19 protein-coding genes and 1 riboswitch are annotated in these 22,045 nt (G+C 63.1%); of the genes, 8 read left to right on the top strand and 11 right to left on the bottom strand.

Annotated elements, in window-relative coordinates:
- Positions 1–16: 16 nt before the first annotated feature.
- Positions 17–190, bottom strand: a riboswitch (M-box (ykoK) riboswitch).
- A 45-nt stretch (positions 191–235) separates the two neighbouring features.
- Entirely contained in the window at positions 236–820 is a 585-nt protein-coding gene (locus ACBG85_RS03115; protein WP_029254386.1) for a TetR/AcrR family transcriptional regulator, read from the bottom strand.
- A gap of 126 nt (positions 821–946) precedes the next feature.
- On the opposite strand from ACBG85_RS03115, the gene ACBG85_RS03110 reads away from it, so the two are divergent.
- From ACBG85_RS03110 to dszD, 3 genes are all read left to right on the top strand, one after another.
- Positions 947–2,050, top strand: coding sequence for a membrane protein (locus tag ACBG85_RS03110; RefSeq protein ID WP_003941129.1), 1,104 nt, complete (start codon positions 947–949; stop codon positions 2,048–2,050).
- A gap of 15 nt (positions 2,051–2,065) precedes the next feature.
- Positions 2,066–2,539 carry a YbaK/EbsC family protein gene (locus ACBG85_RS03105; protein ID WP_042922726.1) on the top strand — a complete coding sequence of 158 codons (474 nt, stop codon included), beginning with the start codon at positions 2,066–2,068 and terminating at the stop codon, positions 2,537–2,539.
- Between the two features lie 208 nt (positions 2,540–2,747).
- Positions 2,748–3,326: an NADH:FMN oxidoreductase DszD gene (gene dszD, locus ACBG85_RS03100; protein WP_003941189.1), complete on the top strand. Its 579-nt coding sequence runs from the start codon at positions 2,748–2,750 to the stop codon at positions 3,324–3,326.
- A gap of 52 nt (positions 3,327–3,378) precedes the next feature.
- On the opposite strand, the gene ACBG85_RS03095 is transcribed toward dszD, so the two are convergent.
- A complete protein-coding gene (locus ACBG85_RS03095) occupies positions 3,379–4,824 on the bottom strand; it encodes an NAD-dependent succinate-semialdehyde dehydrogenase (RefSeq protein WP_042922728.1) in 1,446 nt (481 codons plus the stop codon).
- A 1-nt stretch (position 4,825) separates the two neighbouring features.
- Entirely contained in the window at positions 4,826–6,190 is a 1,365-nt protein-coding gene (gene gabT / locus ACBG85_RS03090; RefSeq protein ID WP_007727077.1) for a 4-aminobutyrate--2-oxoglutarate transaminase, read from the bottom strand.
- 128 nt (positions 6,191–6,318) lie between these two features.
- On the opposite strand from gabT, the gene ACBG85_RS03085 reads away from it, so the two are divergent.
- Positions 6,319–7,836 carry a PucR family transcriptional regulator gene (locus tag ACBG85_RS03085; RefSeq protein WP_064111427.1) on the top strand — a complete coding sequence of 506 codons (1,518 nt, stop codon included), beginning with the start codon at positions 6,319–6,321 and terminating at the stop codon, positions 7,834–7,836.
- Here ACBG85_RS03085 and ACBG85_RS03080 read toward each other — a convergent pair.
- The 4 genes from ACBG85_RS03080 to ACBG85_RS03065 form a co-directional block, all read right to left on the bottom strand.
- Positions 7,813–11,019, bottom strand: a complete 3,207-nt coding sequence (locus tag ACBG85_RS03080; RefSeq protein WP_083055931.1) for an NAD-glutamate dehydrogenase domain-containing protein — start codon at positions 11,017–11,019, stop codon at positions 7,813–7,815. The genes ACBG85_RS03085 and ACBG85_RS03080 overlap by 24 nt on opposite strands.
- Positions 11,020–11,146: 127 nt before the next feature.
- The gene (locus tag ACBG85_RS03075) at positions 11,147–12,835 is read right to left on the bottom strand and encodes an NAD(P)/FAD-dependent oxidoreductase (RefSeq protein ID WP_007727084.1); all 1,689 of its coding nucleotides are present in this window, start codon (positions 12,833–12,835) and stop codon (positions 11,147–11,149) included.
- Entirely contained in the window at positions 12,832–13,677 is an 846-nt protein-coding gene (locus tag ACBG85_RS03070) for a carbon-nitrogen hydrolase family protein (RefSeq protein ID WP_007727087.1), read from the bottom strand. Before ACBG85_RS03070 ends, ACBG85_RS03075 begins: the two co-directional genes overlap by 4 nt.
- Before the next feature lie 133 nt (positions 13,678–13,810).
- Positions 13,811–14,446, bottom strand: coding sequence for a helix-turn-helix domain-containing protein (locus tag ACBG85_RS03065; protein WP_003941130.1), 636 nt, complete (start codon positions 14,444–14,446; stop codon positions 13,811–13,813).
- Between the two features lie 146 nt (positions 14,447–14,592).
- Between ACBG85_RS03065 and speB the strand changes: the two genes are divergently transcribed.
- Positions 14,593–15,549, top strand: a complete 957-nt coding sequence (gene speB, locus ACBG85_RS03060) for an agmatinase (protein ID WP_003941134.1) — start codon at positions 14,593–14,595, stop codon at positions 15,547–15,549.
- Here the strand turns inward: speB and ACBG85_RS03055 are convergent.
- Complete coding sequence (locus ACBG85_RS03055) at positions 15,513–16,187, bottom strand: bifunctional 2-polyprenyl-6-hydroxyphenol methylase/3-demethylubiquinol 3-O-methyltransferase UbiG (RefSeq protein WP_007727092.1); 675 nt, start codon at positions 16,185–16,187, stop codon at positions 15,513–15,515. The genes speB and ACBG85_RS03055 overlap by 37 nt on opposite strands.
- 91 nt (positions 16,188–16,278) lie before the next feature.
- On the opposite strand from ACBG85_RS03055, the gene ACBG85_RS03050 reads away from it, so the two are divergent.
- Both ACBG85_RS03050 and ACBG85_RS03045 read left to right on the top strand, forming a co-directional pair.
- Positions 16,279–16,734, top strand: coding sequence for a hypothetical protein (locus tag ACBG85_RS03050; RefSeq protein ID WP_372026162.1), 456 nt, complete (start codon positions 16,279–16,281; stop codon positions 16,732–16,734).
- Positions 16,735–16,897: 163 nt separating this feature from the next.
- The gene (locus tag ACBG85_RS03045; RefSeq protein WP_341514000.1) at positions 16,898–18,499 is read left to right on the top strand and encodes an ABC transporter substrate-binding protein; all 1,602 of its coding nucleotides are present in this window, start codon (positions 16,898–16,900) and stop codon (positions 18,497–18,499) included.
- A 41-nt stretch (positions 18,500–18,540) separates the two neighbouring features.
- Here ACBG85_RS03045 and ACBG85_RS03040 read toward each other — a convergent pair whose 3' ends face one another.
- The 3 genes from ACBG85_RS03040 to ACBG85_RS03030 all read right to left on the bottom strand — a co-directional run bounded on the left by ACBG85_RS03040 (position 18,541) and on the right by ACBG85_RS03030 (position 20,335).
- Positions 18,541–18,945: a 6-carboxytetrahydropterin synthase gene (locus tag ACBG85_RS03040; RefSeq protein WP_041814610.1), complete on the bottom strand. Its 405-nt coding sequence runs from the start codon at positions 18,943–18,945 to the stop codon at positions 18,541–18,543.
- Positions 18,946–18,952: 7 nt separating this feature from the next.
- On the bottom strand, positions 18,953–19,330 hold the full coding sequence (locus ACBG85_RS03035; RefSeq protein ID WP_029537469.1) for a metal-sensitive transcriptional regulator: 378 nt from the start codon (positions 19,328–19,330) through the stop codon (positions 18,953–18,955).
- A 198-nt stretch (positions 19,331–19,528) separates the two neighbouring features.
- Positions 19,529–20,335 (bottom strand): hypothetical protein, encoded by an 807-nt coding sequence (locus tag ACBG85_RS03030; protein ID WP_333829427.1) that lies wholly within the window; start codon positions 20,333–20,335, stop codon positions 19,529–19,531.
- Between the two features lie 250 nt (positions 20,336–20,585).
- Here ACBG85_RS03030 and ACBG85_RS03025 point away from each other — a divergent pair, with 250 nt between their 5' ends.
- Positions 20,586–22,016, top strand: a complete 1,431-nt coding sequence (locus ACBG85_RS03025) for an MFS transporter (protein ID WP_372026157.1) — start codon at positions 20,586–20,588, stop codon at positions 22,014–22,016.
- Positions 22,017–22,045 lie beyond the last annotated feature (29 nt).

The raw sequence follows: 22,045 nt of genomic DNA, 5'->3' as shown, positions 1-22,045 counted from the left end.
CCGGCATCAAGCTGCGAAAACACCTCCACGTCCGAGTTTTGGCACTGCACGACGTGTCCCGATCAAGACCGGGAAGCCACTTTGGATCACCCCTTAAGCCGGTGAGATCTGTCCTAACCTTGGGCGTCTCTCGACGTCGTGAGATCAGTGGCCTGTGTTCGTGCAGAAGCCTCACCTAACGAGGTACTGCACCCAGAGGGTAGTTCTCAAATCTGTTGCCTGTCAACCGAGCAACTCAGACGGCGGGCAATCCTGCCCGTGCGACGGCGCCGGCGAAGAGTGCCGTCACGGCGGCACCCATCACGCTCTGATCAACTTCTTCCGGATCCACGGAGTGTTCGAGTACGAGCCCGGATATCAAGGCCATCAACGAGATTGCAGTGGTCCGCACATCGAAGGAATCATCCACTCCCCATTCTCGGGCACGTTCGCCGATCAACTCCACGAGTTGACTGCGCAAGTGGCGACGCTCACGTAAGTACGCCTGTGCGATCTGCGGATCACGTCCGGCGAGCACTCCGAATTCGAGGACGAGCAGTGACCACCCCGGGTCGTCGACCATCCACGTGGCAATGGCCTCGCCACCTTTGCCCGCCGCGTCGGCCGGGTTCATCCCGGCGATCTCGGCAAGCACCCGGCCGGCCAGTTCGAGAGACCGTTGCGCGAACAGTTCGGCGAACAGATCTTGTTTCGACTCGAAGTTGGAGTAGACAGCCCCCTTGGTGAAGCCCGCTCGGCGAGCAACTTCAGTGAGACGTGCGGCACTGAATCCGCGCTCCGCAAACTCTTCCGCCGCAGCGTCGAGCAGTCTTTGCCGCACCACGTCACGTCCGGGGCGGGTTACCGGCGTCCAGTCCGGTTGACGAGATTCAGTCACGATACCTAGAGTATTCAATACCTCGGGTATTGACAAGCTCTTTACTTTCGACAAGATCAGGACTCTTTCGTGACCACTACGCATCCGGCACACGCCGCACCAGACAACAGCTCCACCCACGACGAACACCACCACGACAATCTGCTGGTGAAATACGGCGCACCCAAGGTGATGGCCGCGCTGTTCGTCGGCGTGCTCCTGCTGCAGATGGGCTTCATCCTCAGCTACGTCGCCGCCTTCCATCAGCCGACTCCGCGAGACATCGAAATCGCGGTCATCGCCGATCAGGGCACACCCGACGGCATGGATCAGCAGATCGCCGACAAACTCAACGCCATCGACGGCAGCCCGCTCGACGCTCAGGTGGTCGACAGCACGGCGACCGCTCGCCGCATGATCAACGACCGCGAGATCCAGGGCGCGTTTGTCATCAACCCGGCCGGACCGGACACCCTGATCACCGCGAGCGCGGGCGGCAGCTCCATCGCTACGTCACTCGAAGCGGTGTTCACGAAGGTCGAGGCGACACAGGACCGACAGTTCGTCGTCCGCGACGAGATCCCCGTCGGAGCCCACGACAACCGCGGCCTCTCCGGCTTCTACCTCTCGGTCGGCTGGGTCGTCGGCGGCTATCTCCTTGCGGCAGCCATCGGACTGTTCATCGGTGCGCCGAAGACCCTCCGCCAGGCAAGCGCACACACGGGCGTGATCGCCATCTACTCGATCATCTCGGGAGCCCTCGGCGCCCTCATCACCTCACACGTGCTCGGAACTTTCGCGGGCCACTGGTTCCCGCTGTGGATCCTGGGAACAGCCGTGGTGTTCGGCACCGCCATGTTCACACTCGGATTGCGCGCCGCCATCGGCGTTCTGGCAGTCCCGCTGGCTATCGCCGTCTTCGTGATTCTCGGCAATCCCAGTGCGGGAGGCGCATTCGGCTCCAACGTGATTCCCTCGTTCTATGCCGCCATCGGCCGATGGATCACACCTGGCGCCGGCACCGAAGGCGTGCGGAGCATCGTCTACTTCAACAACGTCGGCGTCGGCCAGCCTGCTCTGACGCTGTTCCTGTACGCGCTGATCGGTGCGGTCATGCTGTTCGGCTTCACGATCCGTCGTAACCGAAAGTCCACCGACACGACGCCGACTCCAGCTGTGGCGAACGCCGACTAGTCCTAGTCTGAACTCATGACGAGCCTCCTCCACCCCAACGCCTCGCACGTCGCCGAAACACTGATCTCGCGGGGTCACCACGGCGTCATCGTCACGCAGCCCGACGCCACGCACACCGCGGCCGAGGCAGCGGCGGCCGTCGGGGTGGAGGTAGGCGCGATCACCAAGTCACTGGTGTTCCTTCTCGACGACGATCCGGTCCTGCTGCTGGTCTCTGGCGCGCATCAGGTGAATCTGAAGGCCACCGGCGAACGCCTCGAAGGCAAGCTCACGCGGGCGACGCTGGAGATGGCGAAGTCCGCGACGGGCCAGCCGATCGGTGGGGTCGCTCCGCTCGGGCATCCCACCAACCTGCCGACGTACATCGATACCGCCCTCGAGCAGTACCCCGAGTTGTGGGCAGCCGCCGGGCACCCCAACACCGTCTTTCGCACGACGTACTCCGAACTCCTCCGAATCACCGCCGGCCTCGCCGTCGACATGGACTGAAGCACTTCAGCCAACCCGGTCCGAAACCACTCAGACGTGCGTCCACCTATAGTTGGACGCACCATGTGCACTGCAACCAGGACCCCTGCCGGCAACCACTGGCGTCGACGGCACGTAGATCTGTGCCGCACCGACGCCTGTCTGTGTATGCCGAGCGCAGTCACCTCGACCACACCGCACACCTCGAGTTCCAGCCGGAGAGTTCCCGTTGTCTGACAAGCCGAATGCCGTTTCCAGCCACACCACCCCCGACGTCCCCGAAGTAGCAGCGACGCCCGAGTTGTCCACCGGCATCTGCGCCGGTGACTACCGCGCTGCGCTTCGCCGCCACCCCGCCGGTGTCACCGTCGTGACCCTCGATTCGGGTACCGGCCCGGTGGGTTTCACCGCCACTTCGTTCTCGTCCGTCTCCCTCGAGCCGCCGCTCGTCTCGTTCAACATCGCGGAGACGTCGTCGAGCATCAATGCCCTCAAGGCAGCCGAGTCCTTGGTGATCCACCTTCTCGGCGAACATCAGCAGCATTTGGCCCAGCGCTTTGCGCGTAGTGCCGATCAGCGTTTTGCAGACGAGTCACTGTGGGCAGTGCTCGACACCGGGGAACCGGTGCTGCACGGCACCCCCAGCTGGATGCGCGTCAAGGTCGACCAGTTGATCCCTGTCGGCGACCACACGCTGGTCATCGGACTCGTCACGCGGGTTCACGCCGAAGAAGACGACGAATCCGCTGCCGCGCCCCTGCTCTACCACGAGGGCAAGTACTACCGCCCGACTCCGTTGGGTCAATAGACAACTGTGCGCCTTTATTAACCGCCCGCGGTTAATAAAGGCGCACAGCAAGTTAGAGCGCTACGTACTTGGTATCGAGATACTCGTCGATACCCTCGGTTCCGCCTTCACGGCCGAAGCCCGATTCCTTCACCCCACCGAACGGCGCGGCAGCATCGGAGATCGCGCCGCGATTGACGCCCACCATGCCGGTGTCCAGCTTGGCCGAGACGCGCATCGCACGGTCGATGTCGCGGGTGTAGAAGTACGCCACGAGACCGTACTCGGTGTTGTTCGCAGCCGCGATCGCTTCGTCTTCGGTGTCGAAACCGACCACTGCCGCAACGGGTCCGAAGATCTCTTCCTTCAGCAGGCGCGCGTCGGCGGGCACCTGGTCGAGGACCGTCGGGGTGAAGAAGAACCCGGGGCCTTCGGGTGCCGATCCACCGGTGCGAACGCGAGCACCCTTGGACACGGCGTCGTCGACGAGTCCGGTGACGGTTGCGAGCTGCTTGGTGTTGATCAGCGGTCCGATGTTGGTGCCCTCGGCGTCACCGGCGCCCACCTTCAAGGCCGCAACCTTGGCGGTGAACTTGTCGGTGAACTCCTCGCGCACCGAGTTGGCGACGTAGATGCGGTTGGCCGCGGTGCAGGCCTCGCCGCCGTTACGCATCTTCGCGAGCATTGCGCCGTCGACAGCTGCGTCGATGTCCGCGTCGTCGAAGACGATGAACGGTGCATTGCCACCGAGTTCCATCGACGTGCGGAGCAGCTTGTCAGCGGCATTGCGCACCAACAACTTTCCCACGCCAGTGGAGCCGGTGAAGGTGACCTTGCGCAGACGCGCATCTTCCATCAGCGGTCCACTGATGGAGGCCGCGTCGGACGTCGGGAGGATCGAGAGCACACCGTCGGGCAGACCGGCATCGGCGAACACCTGACCGAGGAGCTGCATGGTCAGCGGCGTGTCCTCGGCGGGCTTGACGATGATGGTGCAACCGGCAGCCAGCGCCGGTCCGATCTTGCGTGTGCCCATGGCGAGCGGGAAGTTCCACGGGGTGATCGCGAGGACCGGTCCGACGGCTTCCTTGGTGACCAGGATGCGACCGTTGCCGGCCGGAGCCTGCGTGAAACGTCCGCCGATGCGTACTGCTTCCTCGCTGAACCAGCGCAGGAATTCGCCGCCGTAGTTGACCTCACCGCGGCTCTCTGCCAACGACTTACCCATTTCCAGGGTCATCATCAGCGCGAAGTCCTCGGCGCGAGCGTGCAGCAATTCGAAGGCGGTGCGCAGAATCTCGCCGCGTACACGTGCCGGAGTGGCCGCCCAGTCTTCCTGCGCCGCAGCGGCGAGGTCGAGCGCACGGATACCGTCGGCAGCGGTGGCGTCGGCTACCTGGGCGAGTTCCTCACCCGTTGCCGGGTTGTAGACCGCAAAGGTCTTCTCGGCCGGGACGAGCTTGCCGCCGAGCCAGAGACCCTTGGGTACCGAGTCGAGAAGATCCGAGACGTTGGACATGTCAGTTCCCCTGTGCTGCAGTGCGGATAGCGGTCTCGAGGACGGTCAACGCGTCGTCGAGCAGCTCTTCGGAGATGACCAGCGGCGGGAGCAGACGGATGACGTTGCCGTAGGTACCGCAGGTGAGGATCACGACGCCGGCAGCGAGGCATTCGGCGGCGATCTTCTTGGTGATGTCGGCGTCCGGCTCCTGCCCGCCGGGCTTGACCAGCTCGATGGCGAGCATCGCGCCGCGACCGCGAACGTCGCCGATGACGTCGAGTTCCTTTGCCAGTGCGTTCATTCGGCCGACGACGGTCGACTCGATGGTGCGTGCGCGGCCACAGAGGTCGAGCTCACGCATCTGGTCGATGGACGCCAATGCAGCGGCGCAGGCGACGGGGTTACCGCCGTAGGTGCCACCGAGGCCGCCGGGGTGGACAGCGTCGATGAGCTCGGCGCGGCCCGTGACAGCGGCGAGCGGCATGCCGCCTGCGATGCCCTTGGCGAGCGTGACCAGGTCGGGCACGATGCCCTCGTGATCGCTGGCGAACCAGGCGCCGGTACGAGCGAAGCCTGCCTGAACCTCGTCGGCGATGAAGACGACGCCGTTCTCCTTGGCCCACGCGACGAGCGTCGGGAGGAATCCTTCTGCGGGAACGATGAATCCACCCTCACCCTGAATGGGCTCGATGAGGATGGCGGCCGTGTTGGCAGCGCCGACCTGCTTCTCGATCATCGTGATGGCGCGCTGAGCGGCCTGCTCACCGGTGATCTTGGAGCCGTCGACATTGAGGCCCTCGCGGTACGGGTAGGACATCGGGACGCGGTAGACCTCGGGGGCGAACGGACCGAAGCCGCTCTTGTACGGCATGGACTTCGACGTCAGTGCCATCGTGAGGTTGGTGCGGCCGTGGTACGCGTGGTCGAAGACGACGACTGCGTCGCGACCGGTTGCGTGACGGGCGATCTTGACGGCGTTCTCGACGGCTTCTGCGCCGGAGTTGAACAGCACGGAACGCTTCTCGTGGTCACCGGGGGTGAGCTCGGCGAGACGCTCGGCGACCTCGACGTAGCCCTCGTACGGAGCGACCATGAAACAGGTGTGGGTGAAGTGCGCGACCTGATCCTGAACTGCGGACACGACGGCCGGGTTGGAGGCGCCGACGCTGGTCACCGCGATACCGGCACCGAGGTCGATCAGCGAGTTGCCGTCGACGTCGACGATGACTCCGCCGTCTGCGTCGGCGACGTAGACCGGGAGGGTGGATGCGACGCCGGCGCCGACGACCTTCTTACGGCGTTCGGCGAGCGCAGCCGAGCGCGGGCCCGGGAACTCCGTGACGATGCGACGCTCCTGCGGAAGCCGGTATTCGATTGCACTCATGTGACCACCCTCTCGGTTGTGTATTGCATTCGAGTATGCGACGCGCGAAGCACCGCAAGCACTGCCGAAATGGATACCCGGAGCTCCAGGGCTACTCCATATCGGCAACGACAGCTAGCCTTGATCAGGTGACGGTTCCGATCTCGTGGCTCTTGCGCCAGAAACACCTCTCGCTGGCTCTGCTCACCGACCGAGCAGCTGCCACCCACCCCGTCACGTTTGCGCAGGCCACAGAGCTGACGGACCCCACCCCGTGGCTTTCCGGCGGCGAATTGGTGCTCACCACCGGGCTGGCACTGGTGGGCGCGGACGCCACCGACTACAGCGAGTACATCGACCGTCTGGCCGCCGCAGAAGTATCGGCTCTGGGTTTCGGGACCGGCCTTTCCCACGAGAGTGTGCCCACAGACCTGATTGCCGCCGCCCGCAGCCGCGGACTCCCCCTGCTGGAAGTGCCGTTCACGACCCCGTTCGCGGCAGTCACGCGCGCGGTGATGACCCGTCTGAGCCAGCAGGAATACGAATCGGTACTCCGCGCGGCAGAAGTACAGACGCGCATCACCCGCGTTGCACTGCGCGGTGGCGTGTCGGCGATCGTGCGTGAACTAGCCACGGCCACAAAAACTTCGGTGGCGTTTGTCGGTGATCGGATCACCGCGGTGCATCCGGCAAACCAGAAGTCGTTGATCACCGAGGTTCGCGCGGTCGCGGCCACCACCCGCGATCCCAACGCTCCGGCGTCGATCTCGCAGAGCACACCCGAACGGACGCTGACACTGTCCCCCGTCGGCGTCACCGACAGTTGGCACGGCTACCTCGCCATGGCGGGCGCCGGGCCCCTGAGCAATATCGACAGAGTGTTGCTCGGGCATGCGGTCTCGCTGCTCACTCTCGAACTCGAGAAACCGGTTCGACTACGGGCCGAGCGAACTCGACTCAACGCCATGGCTTTCGGGCTCTTACTCGACGGCCGAATCCCCGAGGACGGTGTGCCGTCGTACTTGGACGAAGCGAGCGACACGCACGGCAACGTCCGTGTCGTCCACGTTCGCGGATCCGGACTCGGCCCCGTTCTTCGCGAACTCGACAACGCTCTCGCGCGAGCAGGCCGGCCATTGTTCGCGCAATCCGAGGACGGTTCGCTGACCGTCCTCCTTCGCGGAACCGACACAATCGACACTGCCAAAACACTACTGGCGCAGCTCTCCCCCACCGAGGCGAAGACGGTGCGTGCCGGAATCAGCACCCCTCACCGTCTTCTCGACGCACCCCGCGCACTCGTCCAGGCCCGCGCCGCGGCCAACCTCACGACGGCTACGGCGCGTATTCTCGAGTTCGACGCTCTTAGTGGTTCGACGATTCTGGCATCCGAGTCTGCCCGTGAGGCATTGATCGCCATGGCTGCGGACACCATCCCGGTGCTGACGGAACACGACCAGGCACACGGAACCGCACTGGCCGCGTCTTTGCGCGCCTATCTCGAGGCAAACGGCCAATGGGAATCGGCCGCAGCCGAACTCGGTGTTCATCGGCACACCCTCCGAGGTCGCATCGCACGCATCGAGGAACTGCTGCAATGCGACCTCGGACAGGCCAGGGTCAGAGCCGAACTGCTGCTATCGCTACTCGCCTGGGAGGGCCGCTGAACCCTCCTCCGCGTGCACCGAAGCGAAGCTCGACGCACCGCGGACGAGTAGTTCGAGTTCGGCGTCGACCGTGCAGAGACGGGCGGTGTCCAGCGCTCCGCTGCGGCTCACGCTCGACATCAAAGCCGTGAACCGGCGCACCGCTTGCGGATTGGCGGCGGTCCACAACTCGACGACCTCCGGAATACCTTCACCGAGCGCACCGGACACGAGGTCCGCGAAACGCGCCGTCAACCTGGCATGGACGGCAGCGCTGCCCATGACCTCCCAATGCGAGGCACCGACGGCGACGTCGACGCCGCCGAGAACATCGCCCAGATCGAGAGCGTCGGAGAGTTCCCGATAGATCGCGGCTGCGGCCGCGGCCGTCGTATTCTCCTGCAGTGCAATGTCTGCCAGGGCGAGTGCTCCGAAAGACGCCTCGATGCGCTCGCTGGCCGGCAAACCGTCGGTGAGTTCCCGCACCGGGGCTGCCCACCGATCGATGTCGGCGCGCGGGTTCACGGTGAACCGGCCGGCTGCTCCCGGACGACGCAACACCCAGCTCATCTCGGATTCCAACAACTGCTGCAAGCGATCGAGAGCCTGCAACTGCTCGGTGGCGCGCAGCTCCGAGTTCAAGATCTCGCGCCGAAGTTCCTCGGTGCCGAGCACTTCGCTGACTACTGCGTAGGCCAGAGCCGCTTCCGGACTGTGGACTCCGAGGTGTTCCTCGAGCCGGAACAGCACGCCGGGGCCGACGCGGTTGACCAGTTCGTCGACCACCGAGGTGATGATGATGTCGCGGCCCAACCGATGTGCGCGGACCGCGTCCGGTGCTGCCTCGACGACGGAGAGCGGGAAGTACTGCGGGAGACGATCGGCGAAGATCTGATTGTCCGGGACGGTCGACGCCCCCAATTCCGCCGTCAGTACGTTCTTCGACTGCGCCACCAGCACAGCAAGTTCCGGCCGCAGGAGACCCTGCCCGGCACGCGCCCTGACCGCCAGCGCCTTGGAGTCGGGCAGAGATTCTTCCAGTCGCTTCATGGCGCCCGCCGAGACGAGGTTCTCGATCAACCGCTCGTGCTGATCGAGCAGGGCCGGTGCGCGGTGCTCGGCCAGGCTGATCGCGAGGGTCTGATCTTCACTGGCCTCGAGCACCGATGCGGCCACCTCGTCCTGGGCCGCCGCGAGTAGTTCATTGCGCGAGGTCGCTTCCAACTCTGCGAGTGCGATCTTGATGTTGACCTCACGGTCCGAGGTAGCCACGCCTGCCGCGTTGTCGATGAAGTCGGCGTTGATTCGTCCTCCGCCAGCGGCATATTCGATGCGGGCACGCTGGGTGAAACCCAGGTTGCCGCCCTCACCCACCACGGTTGCACGCAACTCGTCAGCGCTGACGCGAACTGCGTCGTTGGACGGATCGGCCGCGTCGACGTTGCTTTCGGTCGACGCTTTCACGTAGGTACCGACGCCGCCGTTCCACAACAGGTCCACCGGAGCACACAGGATCGCTCGGATCAGTTCCTGCGGGGTCAAGTTCTCCTCGGTGATTCCGAGGGCCGCACGCGCCTCGAGCGGAAGGCGGATCGACTTCGCGCTCCGCGGCCAGACGCCACCGCCCGGCGACATCACGGTGCGATCGAAGTCGTCCCAGGACGAGCGCGGCACGGTGAAGAGGCGAGCGCGTTCGGCAAAGCTCGTCTCGGTGTCGGGGTTCGGGTCGATGAAGATGTGGCGGTGATCGAATGCCGCGACCAGACGGATCTTGTGCGAGAGCAACATTCCGTTGCCGAACACGTCGCCGGACATGTCCCCGATACCCGCGACGGTGAACGGATCGGTGTCGACATCGAGGTCGCGCTCGGCGAAGTGCCGTCGAACCGCTACCCAGGCGCCGCGAGCGGTGATGCCCATCGCCTTGTGGTCGTAGCCGGCCGAACCGCCGGAAGCAAAAGCGTCGCCGAGCCAGAAACCACGCTCGACGGCGATGCCGTTCGCGACGTCCGAGAACCGTGCGGTCCCCTTGTCTGCTGCCACGACGAGATAGGAGTCTTCACCGTCGTACTCGATTACTTCTGCCGGGTGTACCGCAGCGCCGTCGACGATGTTGTCCACCACGTCCAGCAAGCCGCGAATGAAGGTGCTGTACGACTCCTGCACCTGCGCCGGAGTCGGTGACGACGTGCCCCGAACCACGAACGCGCCCTTGGCACCCGAAGGAACGATCGGGGAATTCTTCACGCTCTGGGTCTTCATGAGGCTCAGGGCCTCGGTGCGGTAGTCCTCGTATCGATCCGACCAACGCAGGCCGCCACGGGCGACGGAGGAACTACGCAGGTGAACGCCTTCGACATTGGGTGCGCTGACGTAGATCTCGCGGAAGGGAACGGTCTTCTGTGGGGTGGAGAGCAACTGCGAGTCGATCTTGAACGACGCGTACGGCAGCGGGTCGCCGGACTCACCACGCAGGTACCAGTTGGTGCGCAGAGTCGCCTGCAGGAACGAACGAACGCCGCGCAAGACGCGATCCTCGTCGAGAGTGTCTGCACCGTCGACTGATTCGTCGATGGCCGCCGCCGCGGTGGCCACTGCTGTCTCCCGCAATCCTGCTACGGCGGGATCGAAACGCGCAGTGAAGAGTTCGATTGCCTGCCGTACGAAGAGTGGCTTCGCTGCCAACACTCCGACGATGTAGCTCTCGGACAGCCCGATACGAGCCTGAGCGAGGAAACGGCACGCAGCGCGCAGCAACTCTGCGTCGCGCCACGTGATGTCTGCTCGTCCGATCAGACTGGAGAATGCGTCCATCCGGGTCTGTCCGGCGATGACGGCTTCGAAGGCGTCCGCCATCTTCTCCAGCGCACTGCCGTCGAAGGTGCTCGGCTCGAAGGTGAAGTAATGCGCCGAACCCAGAACGGTTGGAAGGGGGCGGTGCGTCGAAACTCGGAGTCCGAGGGACTCGAAGTTCTCGCACAGATCGGAGAGGGAGGGCTCTCCGGACGGCCACAGCACCACACAGGTCAGATCGTCACTGCTCAGGGCATCGCTGTTCAAGTCGTCGCCCTGACGGAAGACGAGTCGCTGGCCCGCTGCTGCCAATTCGGCGACCAGTTCGAGCGCCGGGTCACCGGATCGATCACCGCCTGCCGGTCTCGATTCTGCAGCTGCGGTCTTGGTCGCCGATGATGTGCTCGCCATTGAACACCCTCCTGGAAATTATTGGATCCGAACACTTTCCAGTGTTGCGTGGATCACCGGAAAGAGGTCGTGCCCGATAGGAGTACCAACCCCCATCGGGCACGACATTTCGGCAGTTGCGGTGAGCTCAGTCGCCCAACCTGATCGGAGCAAGCTCCTCGAACACGTCGCCGGGTCCGGGATTCTCGGCAGGCGCAGCGCCGCCGAGATGGTTGACGACGCCCCATACCGCGTTGATCGCGGTCTGGATCGCGCCCTCAGCCCAGCCGGCGGTCCACGACACGTCGTCACCGGCGAGGAAGATTCCCCGATGACGCGGTTCGAGATCATTCTGCACGAAGTGGGAGAACAGGCGCTCCTGGTAGCGGTAGTGCCCCGGAAGGTTCGCCTTGAATGCGCCCATGAAGTCGCGCTCGGTTTCCCACGACAGCGTCACCGGGCTCGAGATGATGTGGCTGCGGAAGTCAACGCCGGGGTAGATCTCTTCGAGAGAGCGCAGCATGATGTTCATGCGCTCGGTGGCGTCGAGCGCCAGCAGCTTCAGCGAATCGTCCGACCAGGTGTACGACAAGCAGATCAGGCCTGGCTTGCCCTCGCCTTGATCGAGCAGGTAGGTGCCGCGACTCATACGGTCGGTCAGTGTCATCGACACCGAATCACGGCCGGTCACGGGGTCCTTGTCCTTCCAGAACGGGCGGTCGACGAGAACGAACACCTTGGTCGAACCCATGTAGTGAGTTCGCTCGATCGCAGTCCAGTGGTCGATCGGGAACAGATCGTCGTCACACCTGATGTTGTTCAGCAGCATCCAACTCTGCACTGTCACAACGGCACTCGCATACGTGCGAATGAAACCTTCGGAGTCCGTCACCGTGATGTTGCCGGGCTCGGTACGCCGGAGTTCGGTGACGCGGGGACGCGTCTCACCGTCGTTGAGCGAAGCGACCGTAGTACCGGCAGGCCAATGCGCCATGTGCGCCGGGGCGCGGTTCCACAACCGCATCGGCAGCTGCTGCGATCCACCGACGATGCCGCGGTGGTCGTCGTCGGCGGCCGTGATGACCACACGAAGGATTTCGAGGATCGAGTTGGGGTAGTCGGTATCCCAACCGCCCGTACCGAATCCGACCTGTCCGAACACTTCCCGCATGTGGAAGGACTTGAAGTGCTTCGACGCGGCGAGGAATCCGTAGAACGTCTGGTCGTCGTAGCGCACCACGAGGTCGTTCCAGATCCGCTTGATTTCTGCGGTGTCGCGGTCACGAATGGCCTGCTGCAACGGAATCAGATCGGCATGCTCTTCGAGAGTGCGCTGCCAGGCCTGCGCCACCTCGGTGTAGATCGGCGGCAGATCCTCGAGAGTGTGCGCGTAGTGGCTCTCGCCCTTGAGATCGATGACGGTGCTCGGCGTGACCTCGGCAAGGGGATTGGGGAACTCTTCGGTCTGCAGACCCAGTTCGTTCAGGTAGTGGAACAACGTTGTCGACGACGGTGGGAAACGCATTGCGCCCATCTCGGCAACAACCCCGGGGTGCCCGTCGAACTCGACCGACCGCATCCGGCCACCGATCTGATCAGCTTCGTAGACAATCGGTTTGAGACCGATCTTGAGCAACTCGTAGGCCGCGATCATGCCGGAGAGTCCGCCACCGATCACGGCAACTTCTGTACCCAGTGCCAGATCGGGCACCGAGCCGAGTCCCGCCGGACTGGAAACGTAGTCGTCGTACGGGAACGGAAAATCCGGCCCGAACATCGTGAGGGGCGGCTGCTTGCCGGGTTCCGAGGAACTGTCCGGAGCTACTGGGATGGTCATCTACGGTTCTCCTTGGAGACAGTCGTGACAGAAAGATCTGGATACAGATCGAGGCGTCGATCGTCGAGATGCGTGTTGAGGGTGCGCGATTGCGAGACGGTGGCGGCGGCGATATCCGCGAAGAGCAATTCCTGGCCGAACCCGGCCCTCGCCAACTCGGCACCGTCGGGCGCGATGGCGCACGAGAGACCGCAGTAGGTCAGCTCGGTTTCGGCGCCGCAGCGATTGACGTAGGTGACAAACATCTGACTCTCGTATGCGCGGGCCGGAACCACTTGCTGCGCAATGTGTTCGTACGGAGTCATCAACCCTGTCGGCACGATGAGCCATTCGGTACCGGAGTCGGCATGGGCCCGAACCGCTTCGGGAAATTCCACGTCGTAGCAGATCAACAACCCGCAGCGGATGCCCTCGAAATCGAACCCGACCACCAGGGTCTCACCTGGCCGGAAATGTTCGCGGTCGAGCGTGCCGAACAGGTGCGTCTTGCGGTAGTGCGCAAGCGAAGTGCCGTCGCGGTCCACCACCTGCACACTGTTGTAGACATCTCCCCCGTCGAGTTCGGGGTAGCCGTAGACGACTGCGATGCCTGCACTTCGAGCAATCGCGGCGACGGAATCGAAGATCGGGCCGTCGGCCGGTTCCGCGCGTAGCGACACCAGTTCGCCGATGTCGTAGCCGGTTGCGGACATCTCCGGCGTCAGCAGGATCTTCGCACCGGATGCTGCAGCCTCGCGGGCAGCAGTGTCGATTGCAGCGAGGTTGAACTCCACCGACGCAAAGGTGTCCGGGGTGGTGAGCGGACCTTGGAACAGGCCAACTCGAACTGAATCGACATGCATGGTGCGCTCCTTCAGGAGTTCCGTGACGCCAATTTTCGACGGTGTGTGTGACGGGGACAACTACCAGCGTGACGGGTGCCGCCAATCATGTCAACTCTTGTTTCCTAAGAATCAACATTCACGGATTCGAGTCTCACGAAGGCGACGCGCGGGGCCCTTCCGGCAATGCCGGATTCAAGACCCACAGAACCTTCGCCGGAACCGAGCCTTCGGCCTGAAAACTATGGTTGTGCGTCGGCGTGAACGTGAAGGAATCGCCCGCCGCAAGCACGACGTCCTCGGCATCGACGGCCTCACCGTTCGGATCCGTCCGACCACCCTCGAACGAAACCCGCAAGCCGCCCTCGAGCACGTGTACGAAGTTCACGTCGATCGGCAGACTGTAGAACTCCCGACCACTTCCGCCGCCTGGTTCCAGCTCGCCGAGCAGCACCTGAATTCGACGCTCGTTGGTAGGCGTGAGCAGGTACTCCGTCATCTTTTCGCCACCGAAGCTGATTTGCGGCATGGCGTCGGCGCGGACTACTTCACCGGCGGACGCATTCTCGAACAGGGATCCGACGGGGATCTCGAGCACCGCGCACACCTTGATCAGGGTCGCCACCGACGCGTTGACGTGATCGCGCTCGAGTTTCGAGAGATACCCCTTGGTCACACCACAGGCCTCGGCCAGGTCGTCGAGGGTCAACCGCTTCGATTGACGTGCCGCCTTGAGCCTCGCCCCGATGCGCGGTCCGACCGGCTCGACCGCTTCCTTCGCCTTGGCCACTGAACCCACTCCTTCACGACCGCCGTGTCCCTTTCAGGAAACAGGGGTTGACAACCGAGCCTCTTGAAGAAACCATACTTGCTCAGAGAGCTACATCACTGAAGGGCGCCCGGTGTGCGCCGAATCGAGAGCAGGGACCTCTGCACATGGCTACCAACAACCCCGGATCGTTCATCGGACCCGTCGACGCCACGCGCGTCCCCCGCTACGCCGAGCCGACCACCTTTGCGCGTCTCCCGCGCCTGGACGAGGTCTCGCGCGCCGACGTGACGATCCTCGGCATCCCCTTCGATTCGGGTGTCAGCTACCGCCCCGGTGCCCGGTTCGGTCCGGGCCACATCCGCGCTGCGTCGAAGCTGCTGCGTCCGTACAACCCGGCGCTGAAGGTCTCGCCCTTCGCCAACCAGCAGGTAGCCGATTTCGGCGACATCGGCGTCAACCCCTTCGACATCCAGGAAGCTCTCACGACGGTTCAGTCCGCCGTTACCGACCTGCGCGCCGACGGTTCCTCCGTGCTCACGCTCGGCGGCGACCACACCATCGCACTGCCGATCCTGCGCTCACTGGCCCGCGATCACGGCCCGATCGCCGTCCTGCACTTCGACGCTCATCTCGACACCTGGGACACCTACTTCGGTCAGCCTTTCACCCACGGCACCCCCTTCCGCCGCGCCAGCGAAGAGGGCCTGATCGACATGGAGCGCTCGCAGCACATCGGCATCCGTGGACCGCTCTACAGCGAGAAAGACCTCGAAGACGACCGCGTCCTCGGTTTCCAGGTGATCCGCAGTGACGACTACGAGGTCGACGGTGTCGCCAGCATCGTCGAGCGCATGCGTAAGCGCCTCGACGGTGGCCCGGTGTACGTCTCCGTCGACATCGACGTACTCGATCCCGCCCACGCTCCGGGCACCGGAACACCCGAAGCGGGCGGCATGACCTCGCGCGAATTGTTGAACACACTGCGTGGGTTGGTGGGACTCAACGTGGTCGGCGCCGACATCGTCGAGGTAGCGCCGGCGTACGACCACGCCGAGATCACCGGTATCGCAGCGGCCCACGTCGCTTACGAGTTGCTGTCGGTGCTCGCACTCAATCGCTGAAGCAGCACAACGGTATCCGTCGTGTGATGCATCTCGGGGTTCGCGGGAAGATCACGTTCCCGCGACTCCGAGACCAACACCTTCCAACCATCGGTGAACAGCGACTCCACGTATTCGGGTGTATGGAGCATGGCCCGATGGTGCTCGGTCGGCGACTCGTGAGGTGAGTGGCCCACGATCAGCAAATGCCCGCCGGGCGCGACCAGATCTCCGAGAGCACGGAACAATTCCCCGCGCGCGGGTTCGAGCATGTGGAAGAACTGCGCGGACACCAGATCGAACGAGCGCCCCTGCGGATCCCACTTCGTCAGGTCGGCTTCCAGCCATTCGATGTCGACGCCCTCGCCCTCGACGTGAGCCTGGGCGCGGCCGAGCGCAACCGACGAGATGTCGGTGCCGGTGACCTTCCACCCGCGACGCGCCAACCACAAAGCGTCGGCACCTTCGCCGCAACCGACGTCGAGTGCCGTGCCCGGTTCCAGGTCGGAGGCTTCGGCAATCAACTGTGGGTTGGGATTTCCGCTCCAGCGCGCGGGGCGTTCCTCGTACAGCGAGTTCCAGAACTGTGCGTCCGCCTTGGCGTACGGATTCTCGGTGGTATCGGAGTTTTCGTGGTGATTGTGGTGTTCGTGGCTCATGCACCCAGGATGAACGACCTTCCACAACTCACGCAACCATCTTTGCTGAAACAGCAACTTCTCCATTTCGACGCCCTGCTAACGTCACGTCGTGGCCGGTGGATTTCCCGTGCTTCGTCTCTACTGCAACTCAGCAGGCCCATACGTTTTGTGTTGTGCGCATTTCCCCGAGTTCACCGGTTCGAACTCGGACGAAGAGTTCAGCGTCCAGCAGAGCTTCGACCACGCAGTCGAGAAGATTCTGCGCGATGCATCCTTCGAACCGACTACCTTGACTTTGGTCGGCGAGCAGCAGGGCTATCCCGTCGGAGACCGACTGTTCGATACGACAATTCCGCGTACCGGAACCGTCTCGTACGCGTTCCAAGAAGCCGGACCGCCGTGGATCGTTCTCGGCCTTGATGTTTCGGCGGACGAATTCTGGTCCGAAATCGACGACGACGCAGACCTCCACGGTCTCGGCCCCACCTCCCCGTTGAGGTCAGTTCCAGCAACCGTGCTCACGGAGACCGGGTGGCCACGACGAAGTGACCTCGACTCCCCGTGAACTGAACCAGAACTCCAACCTTCGTGAAATCGAACAAAAATCCGCCCGATTTTCGTGAGGATCGACCGAGATGCCCGTCACGTCCTACGCCAAGATTTAGCGGTCACACTCGACTGCGCCCTCACGATTCACTCCCGGGCCCCGGCTCCTTCACGGAGGCACAATGAAACACCGCTCCTATTCGACGCTTGCCGCGACCGCGGGGCTCGCGCTCGTATTGTCGGCTTGCAGCTCGGGAGGCACGTCCTCGGGCTCCGGCGGCGGTGAGCCTCTGACTGACGGAACCTTCCGGTACGCGTTGCAAGGCGATCCGGGTGCACTCAACCCGATCATGTCCGGCTCTGCGGCAACCGCGGAAATTTCGAAGCTGGCGTACGACTCCCTGGTCTACCAGGATCCTGAAACCAGTGAATTCAAACCATGGTTGGCCGAGAAGTGGGAAGAAACGCCGACCTCCGCGTCCTTCACCATTCGTGAAGGCGTGACCTGTACCGACGGGTCGACGCTGACTGCACAGACCGTCGCGAACAACATCAACTTCGTAGCCGATCCAGCCAAGGGTTCACAACAACGCGGCACCACAGTTCCCATCGGCGCTTCGGCCACTGCCGATCTCGCCACCCGCACCATCACGGTAACCACTCCGGCGCCGACCCCGTTCCTCCTCCTCACCATCAGTCGCCTCCCGATCATGTGCGATGCCGGTCTCGAAGATCCGACCGCCTCGAACAACAAGTCGCTGGGCTCCGGCATGTTCGAAGTCACCGAAGTCTCGGCCAATGACCACTACACGTTCGAGCGTCGTGACGGTTACAGCTGGGGGCCCGACGACACCACCTCCGACACACCGGGTGTCCCCAAGACAGTCATTGCTGTCATGGCACCCAATGTCAGCACCGCAGCAAACCAGCTTCTCTCAGGCGAACTGAGCGCATCTCCGATCGCCGGTCCGGACAAGGATCGCATCGATGCCGCCAATTTCGACTCGGTCCAGCGCCCACTTCCCGCCGGTCAGATGTACTTCAATCAGATTGCGGACAATCCGACCAGTGATCCCGCCGTTCGAAAAGCTCTCGTCCAGGCTGTCAATCTCGACGATCTCGCTGAAGTCATCACTGGCGGCCAGGGCACCCGTGCAACAAGTCTTGTCTCCGTCGAGCCCCGAGCCTGTGTGTACGACTCTGTCGCAGGCAACATTCCGGACTTCGACCTCAGCGCAGCAAAGGCAACACTGGACGCTGCAGGTTGGATCGCCGGCTCCGACGGCAAACGAAGCAAGGACGGAAAGCCGCTGACCCTCCGCCTCTTCTACGCTGCCGGCGAAGATGCGCGCAGCGCGGCAGCCGAGCTCACCCAGTCGGCATGGTCCGACCTCGGTGCGACCGTCGAGGTGACAGGAGCCGACCAGACCAAGGTTGTCGACGTCATGCTCAGTGGCAAGGACAACAACCAGTGGGACATCGCGTGGATCCAGATCAACAATTCGGTTCCCAGCGGGTTCGTCCCGTTCTTCTCCGGTCCTGCTCCGGCAGCAGGTAAGAACTTCTCTTCGATCAACAACCCCGCCTACGAAGCAGCCGTTGCCAAGGCATCCGGCTTGACCGGCGAAGCAGCGTGCGCGGAGTGGGCGGACGCCGAGTCACAGATCACCAAAACGGTGTCCGCAGTCCCGTTTGCAGATACGGTCTTGAGCTTCTACTTCAACAAGGCCGGACTCGCATTCGGTAAGACCTTCATCGGTTCTGCGTTGCGCCTCTACCAGTAGGCTGGTCGACCGAACGCGGTGCGTCAACGAGATACGTCAGATCATTGTGATCTGACGTATCTTGTTGCCACACCGATCGTCTCGTTGTCGAGTTCGACGTAGGTCAGCTGAGGAATGCTGGACGCAAGTTCACTGAAAGCCCACTTCGCGACATTCTCGAATGACGGACGGAAATCGAAAATCTCCGGCCAGGCACCGCTCGCCAATTGCTCGGCACATCGATCGACGGACTCGTCCAGAGCGTCCGTGTCGACAAACCATCCACGTTCTCCGAGTTGGTCGTCCTCGAACGAGAACGCCACTCGCATCGTCACGCGAAATCCCTCGGCAGGCATCAGCGGCGGCAAGTTCTTCGCGTCCCGCACCGGTGCCGGAAGCCCCTGCCTCACAGCGAATGTACGACGGATCTCGATACTGAACATGCGCACCAAGGTATCAATGTTCATCACAATTCTATGAGCGGACCAATCGCGCAATCGCGTCGTTTGCTTCTTTGATCTTCGCGTCCGCCTCGGGCCCACCGGCAACAGCGGCTTTGACGACGCAGTGGCCGATGTGGTCCTCGAGCAGGCCCATGGCCACCGCCTGGAGGCCCTTGGTCATCGCCGACACCTGCGTCAGGATGTCGATACAGTACTTGTCCTCGTCGACCATGCGCTGCAGGCCGCGAGCTTGACCTTCAATGCGACGCAGACGCGCCAGGTAGTCGCCCTTGGCGGTGATGTAGCCGTGCGAATCTCCCGTGCAGCACACATCGCCGGTCGTATCATTGCCTTGGACACTGTTTGGGGCACTGCTTGGAGCGTTGCCCACTTCTGTCGCTTCCGACATTCGATGTCCTCCTGTTCGTCAACGCGTGACTTCGCAACAATTCTCGTTACCGGGGCGATGTGCGGCGACTCTTCGACTTCCGTTGCCTTGCAGAGCAATCACTGCGCACATCGCCACGCATTTCGCTACTGCACGAACAGATGGATGCATGGCGATTGCCCATGCCCGTTTTCCCGTTGCTGCGAAACGCATTCGGTTTCAGTGCCCGTGGTGCGCGTGGCTCGAGTGTTCGGCCCCAGGCGTGGTCGCATTGTCGGCCGTCAGCGTGAATTCCGCCGTACGCACCACTCCGCCGTGCTTGAAGTCCAAAAACAACCGGTAATCCTCGGCGCTCGGCATGTTGGCGTAGAAGGTGATTGCCGGTCCGGCCGGCGTGAGACCGTCACCGGGGTAGCCGTCCGGATGGACATGGAGATAGGCGAGGTCGGAGGCACGCAACGCGACCAGATGCCCGTATGCGGCAAGGTAGGGCTGCAAGTCTGTGACCGGGATTCCGTCACGACTGACCGAGAGCGTGAGCTTCGATGTCTGGCCGGCATGGGCCGCGCCTTCGAGGGAGACGGTATAGCCGTCGACCGTCGTGGCGGCAGTAGCGGCGGGCAACGGCCGAGGATCGTAGGATCCGGCGACGCGCACATCCGCACTGAGCGTGATTCCGTCACCACCGTCCGGAGTGAAATCAGCGAATACTCGATAGCCTCCCGCATGATCGAAATCGACTGACACATGCCAGTTTCCGTTCTCGTCCAATTCGGGATGCACGTGCTGGAATCCGGTCAGGTCCAGACCGACCACGATCAGATGCAACTGCTTGTCGTGGGTGTCCGTGTACCGGATCAACGGAGTTCCAACCGGATCCAGGATCCGGAACTGCAAGGGGACATGGTTGCCGACGGCCGCCTCCGACGTTGCCAATTCCAGTGTGTAGCCGTTGTCGCTGAACATCTTGCCCTCCAAAGTTTGGGTCGGCAGCACTTTCGTTGCCGTCTGCGTCAGGTTCTGCACTCCTTGACATCGAACCTGTTGCAATTTGTACCATACCCCCCTAGGGTATGCAACGAACTACTCGAACACCCTGAATTCACTCGAAGGAGATCCGATGCGCATCTACGCAGAGCGCCGGCCGAATGAGTTCCAAGAGCAGCATTTCCCCGTGCACCCCAACGAAGCGCTGCGCCGATGTCACCCAGGCCCGCTTACGACACCCCTTGACCACACAAGCATCACCTATACCCCGTACAGGTAAGGACTCAGAATGTCCACACAACCGAAATCCACCCGTAAGTGGTGGGCGTTGGCGTTGATCGCCGCCGCTCAGTTCATGGTCATCATGGACACCTCCATCATCGGCGTCGCTCTCCCCCAGATGCAGAGCGATCTCGGCTTTTCCCAAGAAGGCCTGACCTGGGTCTTCAATGCGTACGTCATCGCGTTCGGCGGGCTACTCCTCCTCGGGGGCCGCCTGTCCGACCTGTTCGGCGCCCGCAGAGTGTTCTCTGCTGGTTGGCTGATCCTGCTGATCGGTTCCGTTGTCGCCGGTGCCGCCGGTAACGTCGCCGTCGAACTTGCGGGCCGTGCAGTCCAGGGCGCAGGCGCCGCACTCATCGCACCATCGGCGCTCACCTTGCTGATGATGCTGTTCGGCAGCACACAAAAGGAAATGACCAAGGCGCTGTCCATCTACGGCGCTGCCGCCCCGGCCGGCGGTACGGCCGGCGTGTTCCTCGGCGGCGTCATCACCGAATACACCAGCTGGCCTTGGGTGTTCTACCTCAACATTCCCATCGCTGTCATCGCGCTGATCGCTACTCCCCTCCTGATGCCGAACGCACCGGCACGTACCGGGTCGATCGACTTCCTCGGCGCACTCGCTGTCACCGCAGGTCTTGCTGTCGGAGTCTTCGGCATCGTCAGAGCACCTGACGTCGGATGGGGATCCGGGCAGACGTGGCTGGCACTCGCCGTTTCGGCCGCTCTGTTGGGTGCATTCGTGTTGATCCAGTCGAAGCGTCGGGAACCTCTGGTGCGTCTGGGAATCTTCAAGGCGCCCAACCTCGGTGCCGCGAACATCGCTCAGCTCGTGCTCGGCGCCGCCTGGATACCGATGTGGTTCTTCCTGAACCTGTACCTGCAGCAAGTGCTCGGATACAGCGCCTTCCCGGCCGGTGCGGCGCTGCTGCCGATGACGATCTTCGTCATGCTCGGCATGGTCGTCGTGGCACCACGGGCCATGGCGCGCTTCGGCGCAAAAGCAATGATCGTGACCGGATTGCTTATACTGGGAATCGGTTTGGGTTGGATGTCGTTGATCCGGCCCACCGGCAACTTCTGGGTCGACGTACTGCCGGCGTCGCTCGTGGCTGCGGCAGGTATGACGCTGGCGTTCATTCCCTCACTCGGTACGGCGATTTCGGCTGCACGCCCGGAAGAGGGCGGATTGGCTTCCGGCATCGTCAACGTCAGCTACCAGGTCGGCTCGGCTGTCGGCCTCGCGGTGATGACCGCGATCGCAGCAGTGTTCGGTGCTGATCAACTCGGTGACCTGACGGAGTTGACGAACGGTTTCTCCGCCGTGTTCCTCGGAGCAGCCGCCATCGCAGTGGTTGGCGCAGCAATCACCGCGGTCGTGATGCGGTCGACCAAGGTCGACGATCCTCGACCCGTTCAATCCACCGTCAATTCTTGACCAACTCCGGTGGTGGGTTCGGCCGGCTG

Origin of the sequence: Rhodococcus sp. NyZ502, from assembly GCF_041464245.1 — a bacterium.
Taxonomy (GTDB): Bacteria; Actinomycetota; Actinomycetes; order Mycobacteriales; family Mycobacteriaceae; genus Rhodococcus_F; species Rhodococcus_F qingshengii.
The sequence above is the reverse complement of the archived record's forward strand: the minus strand, read 5'-3'. Positions and strand labels throughout refer to the sequence as shown.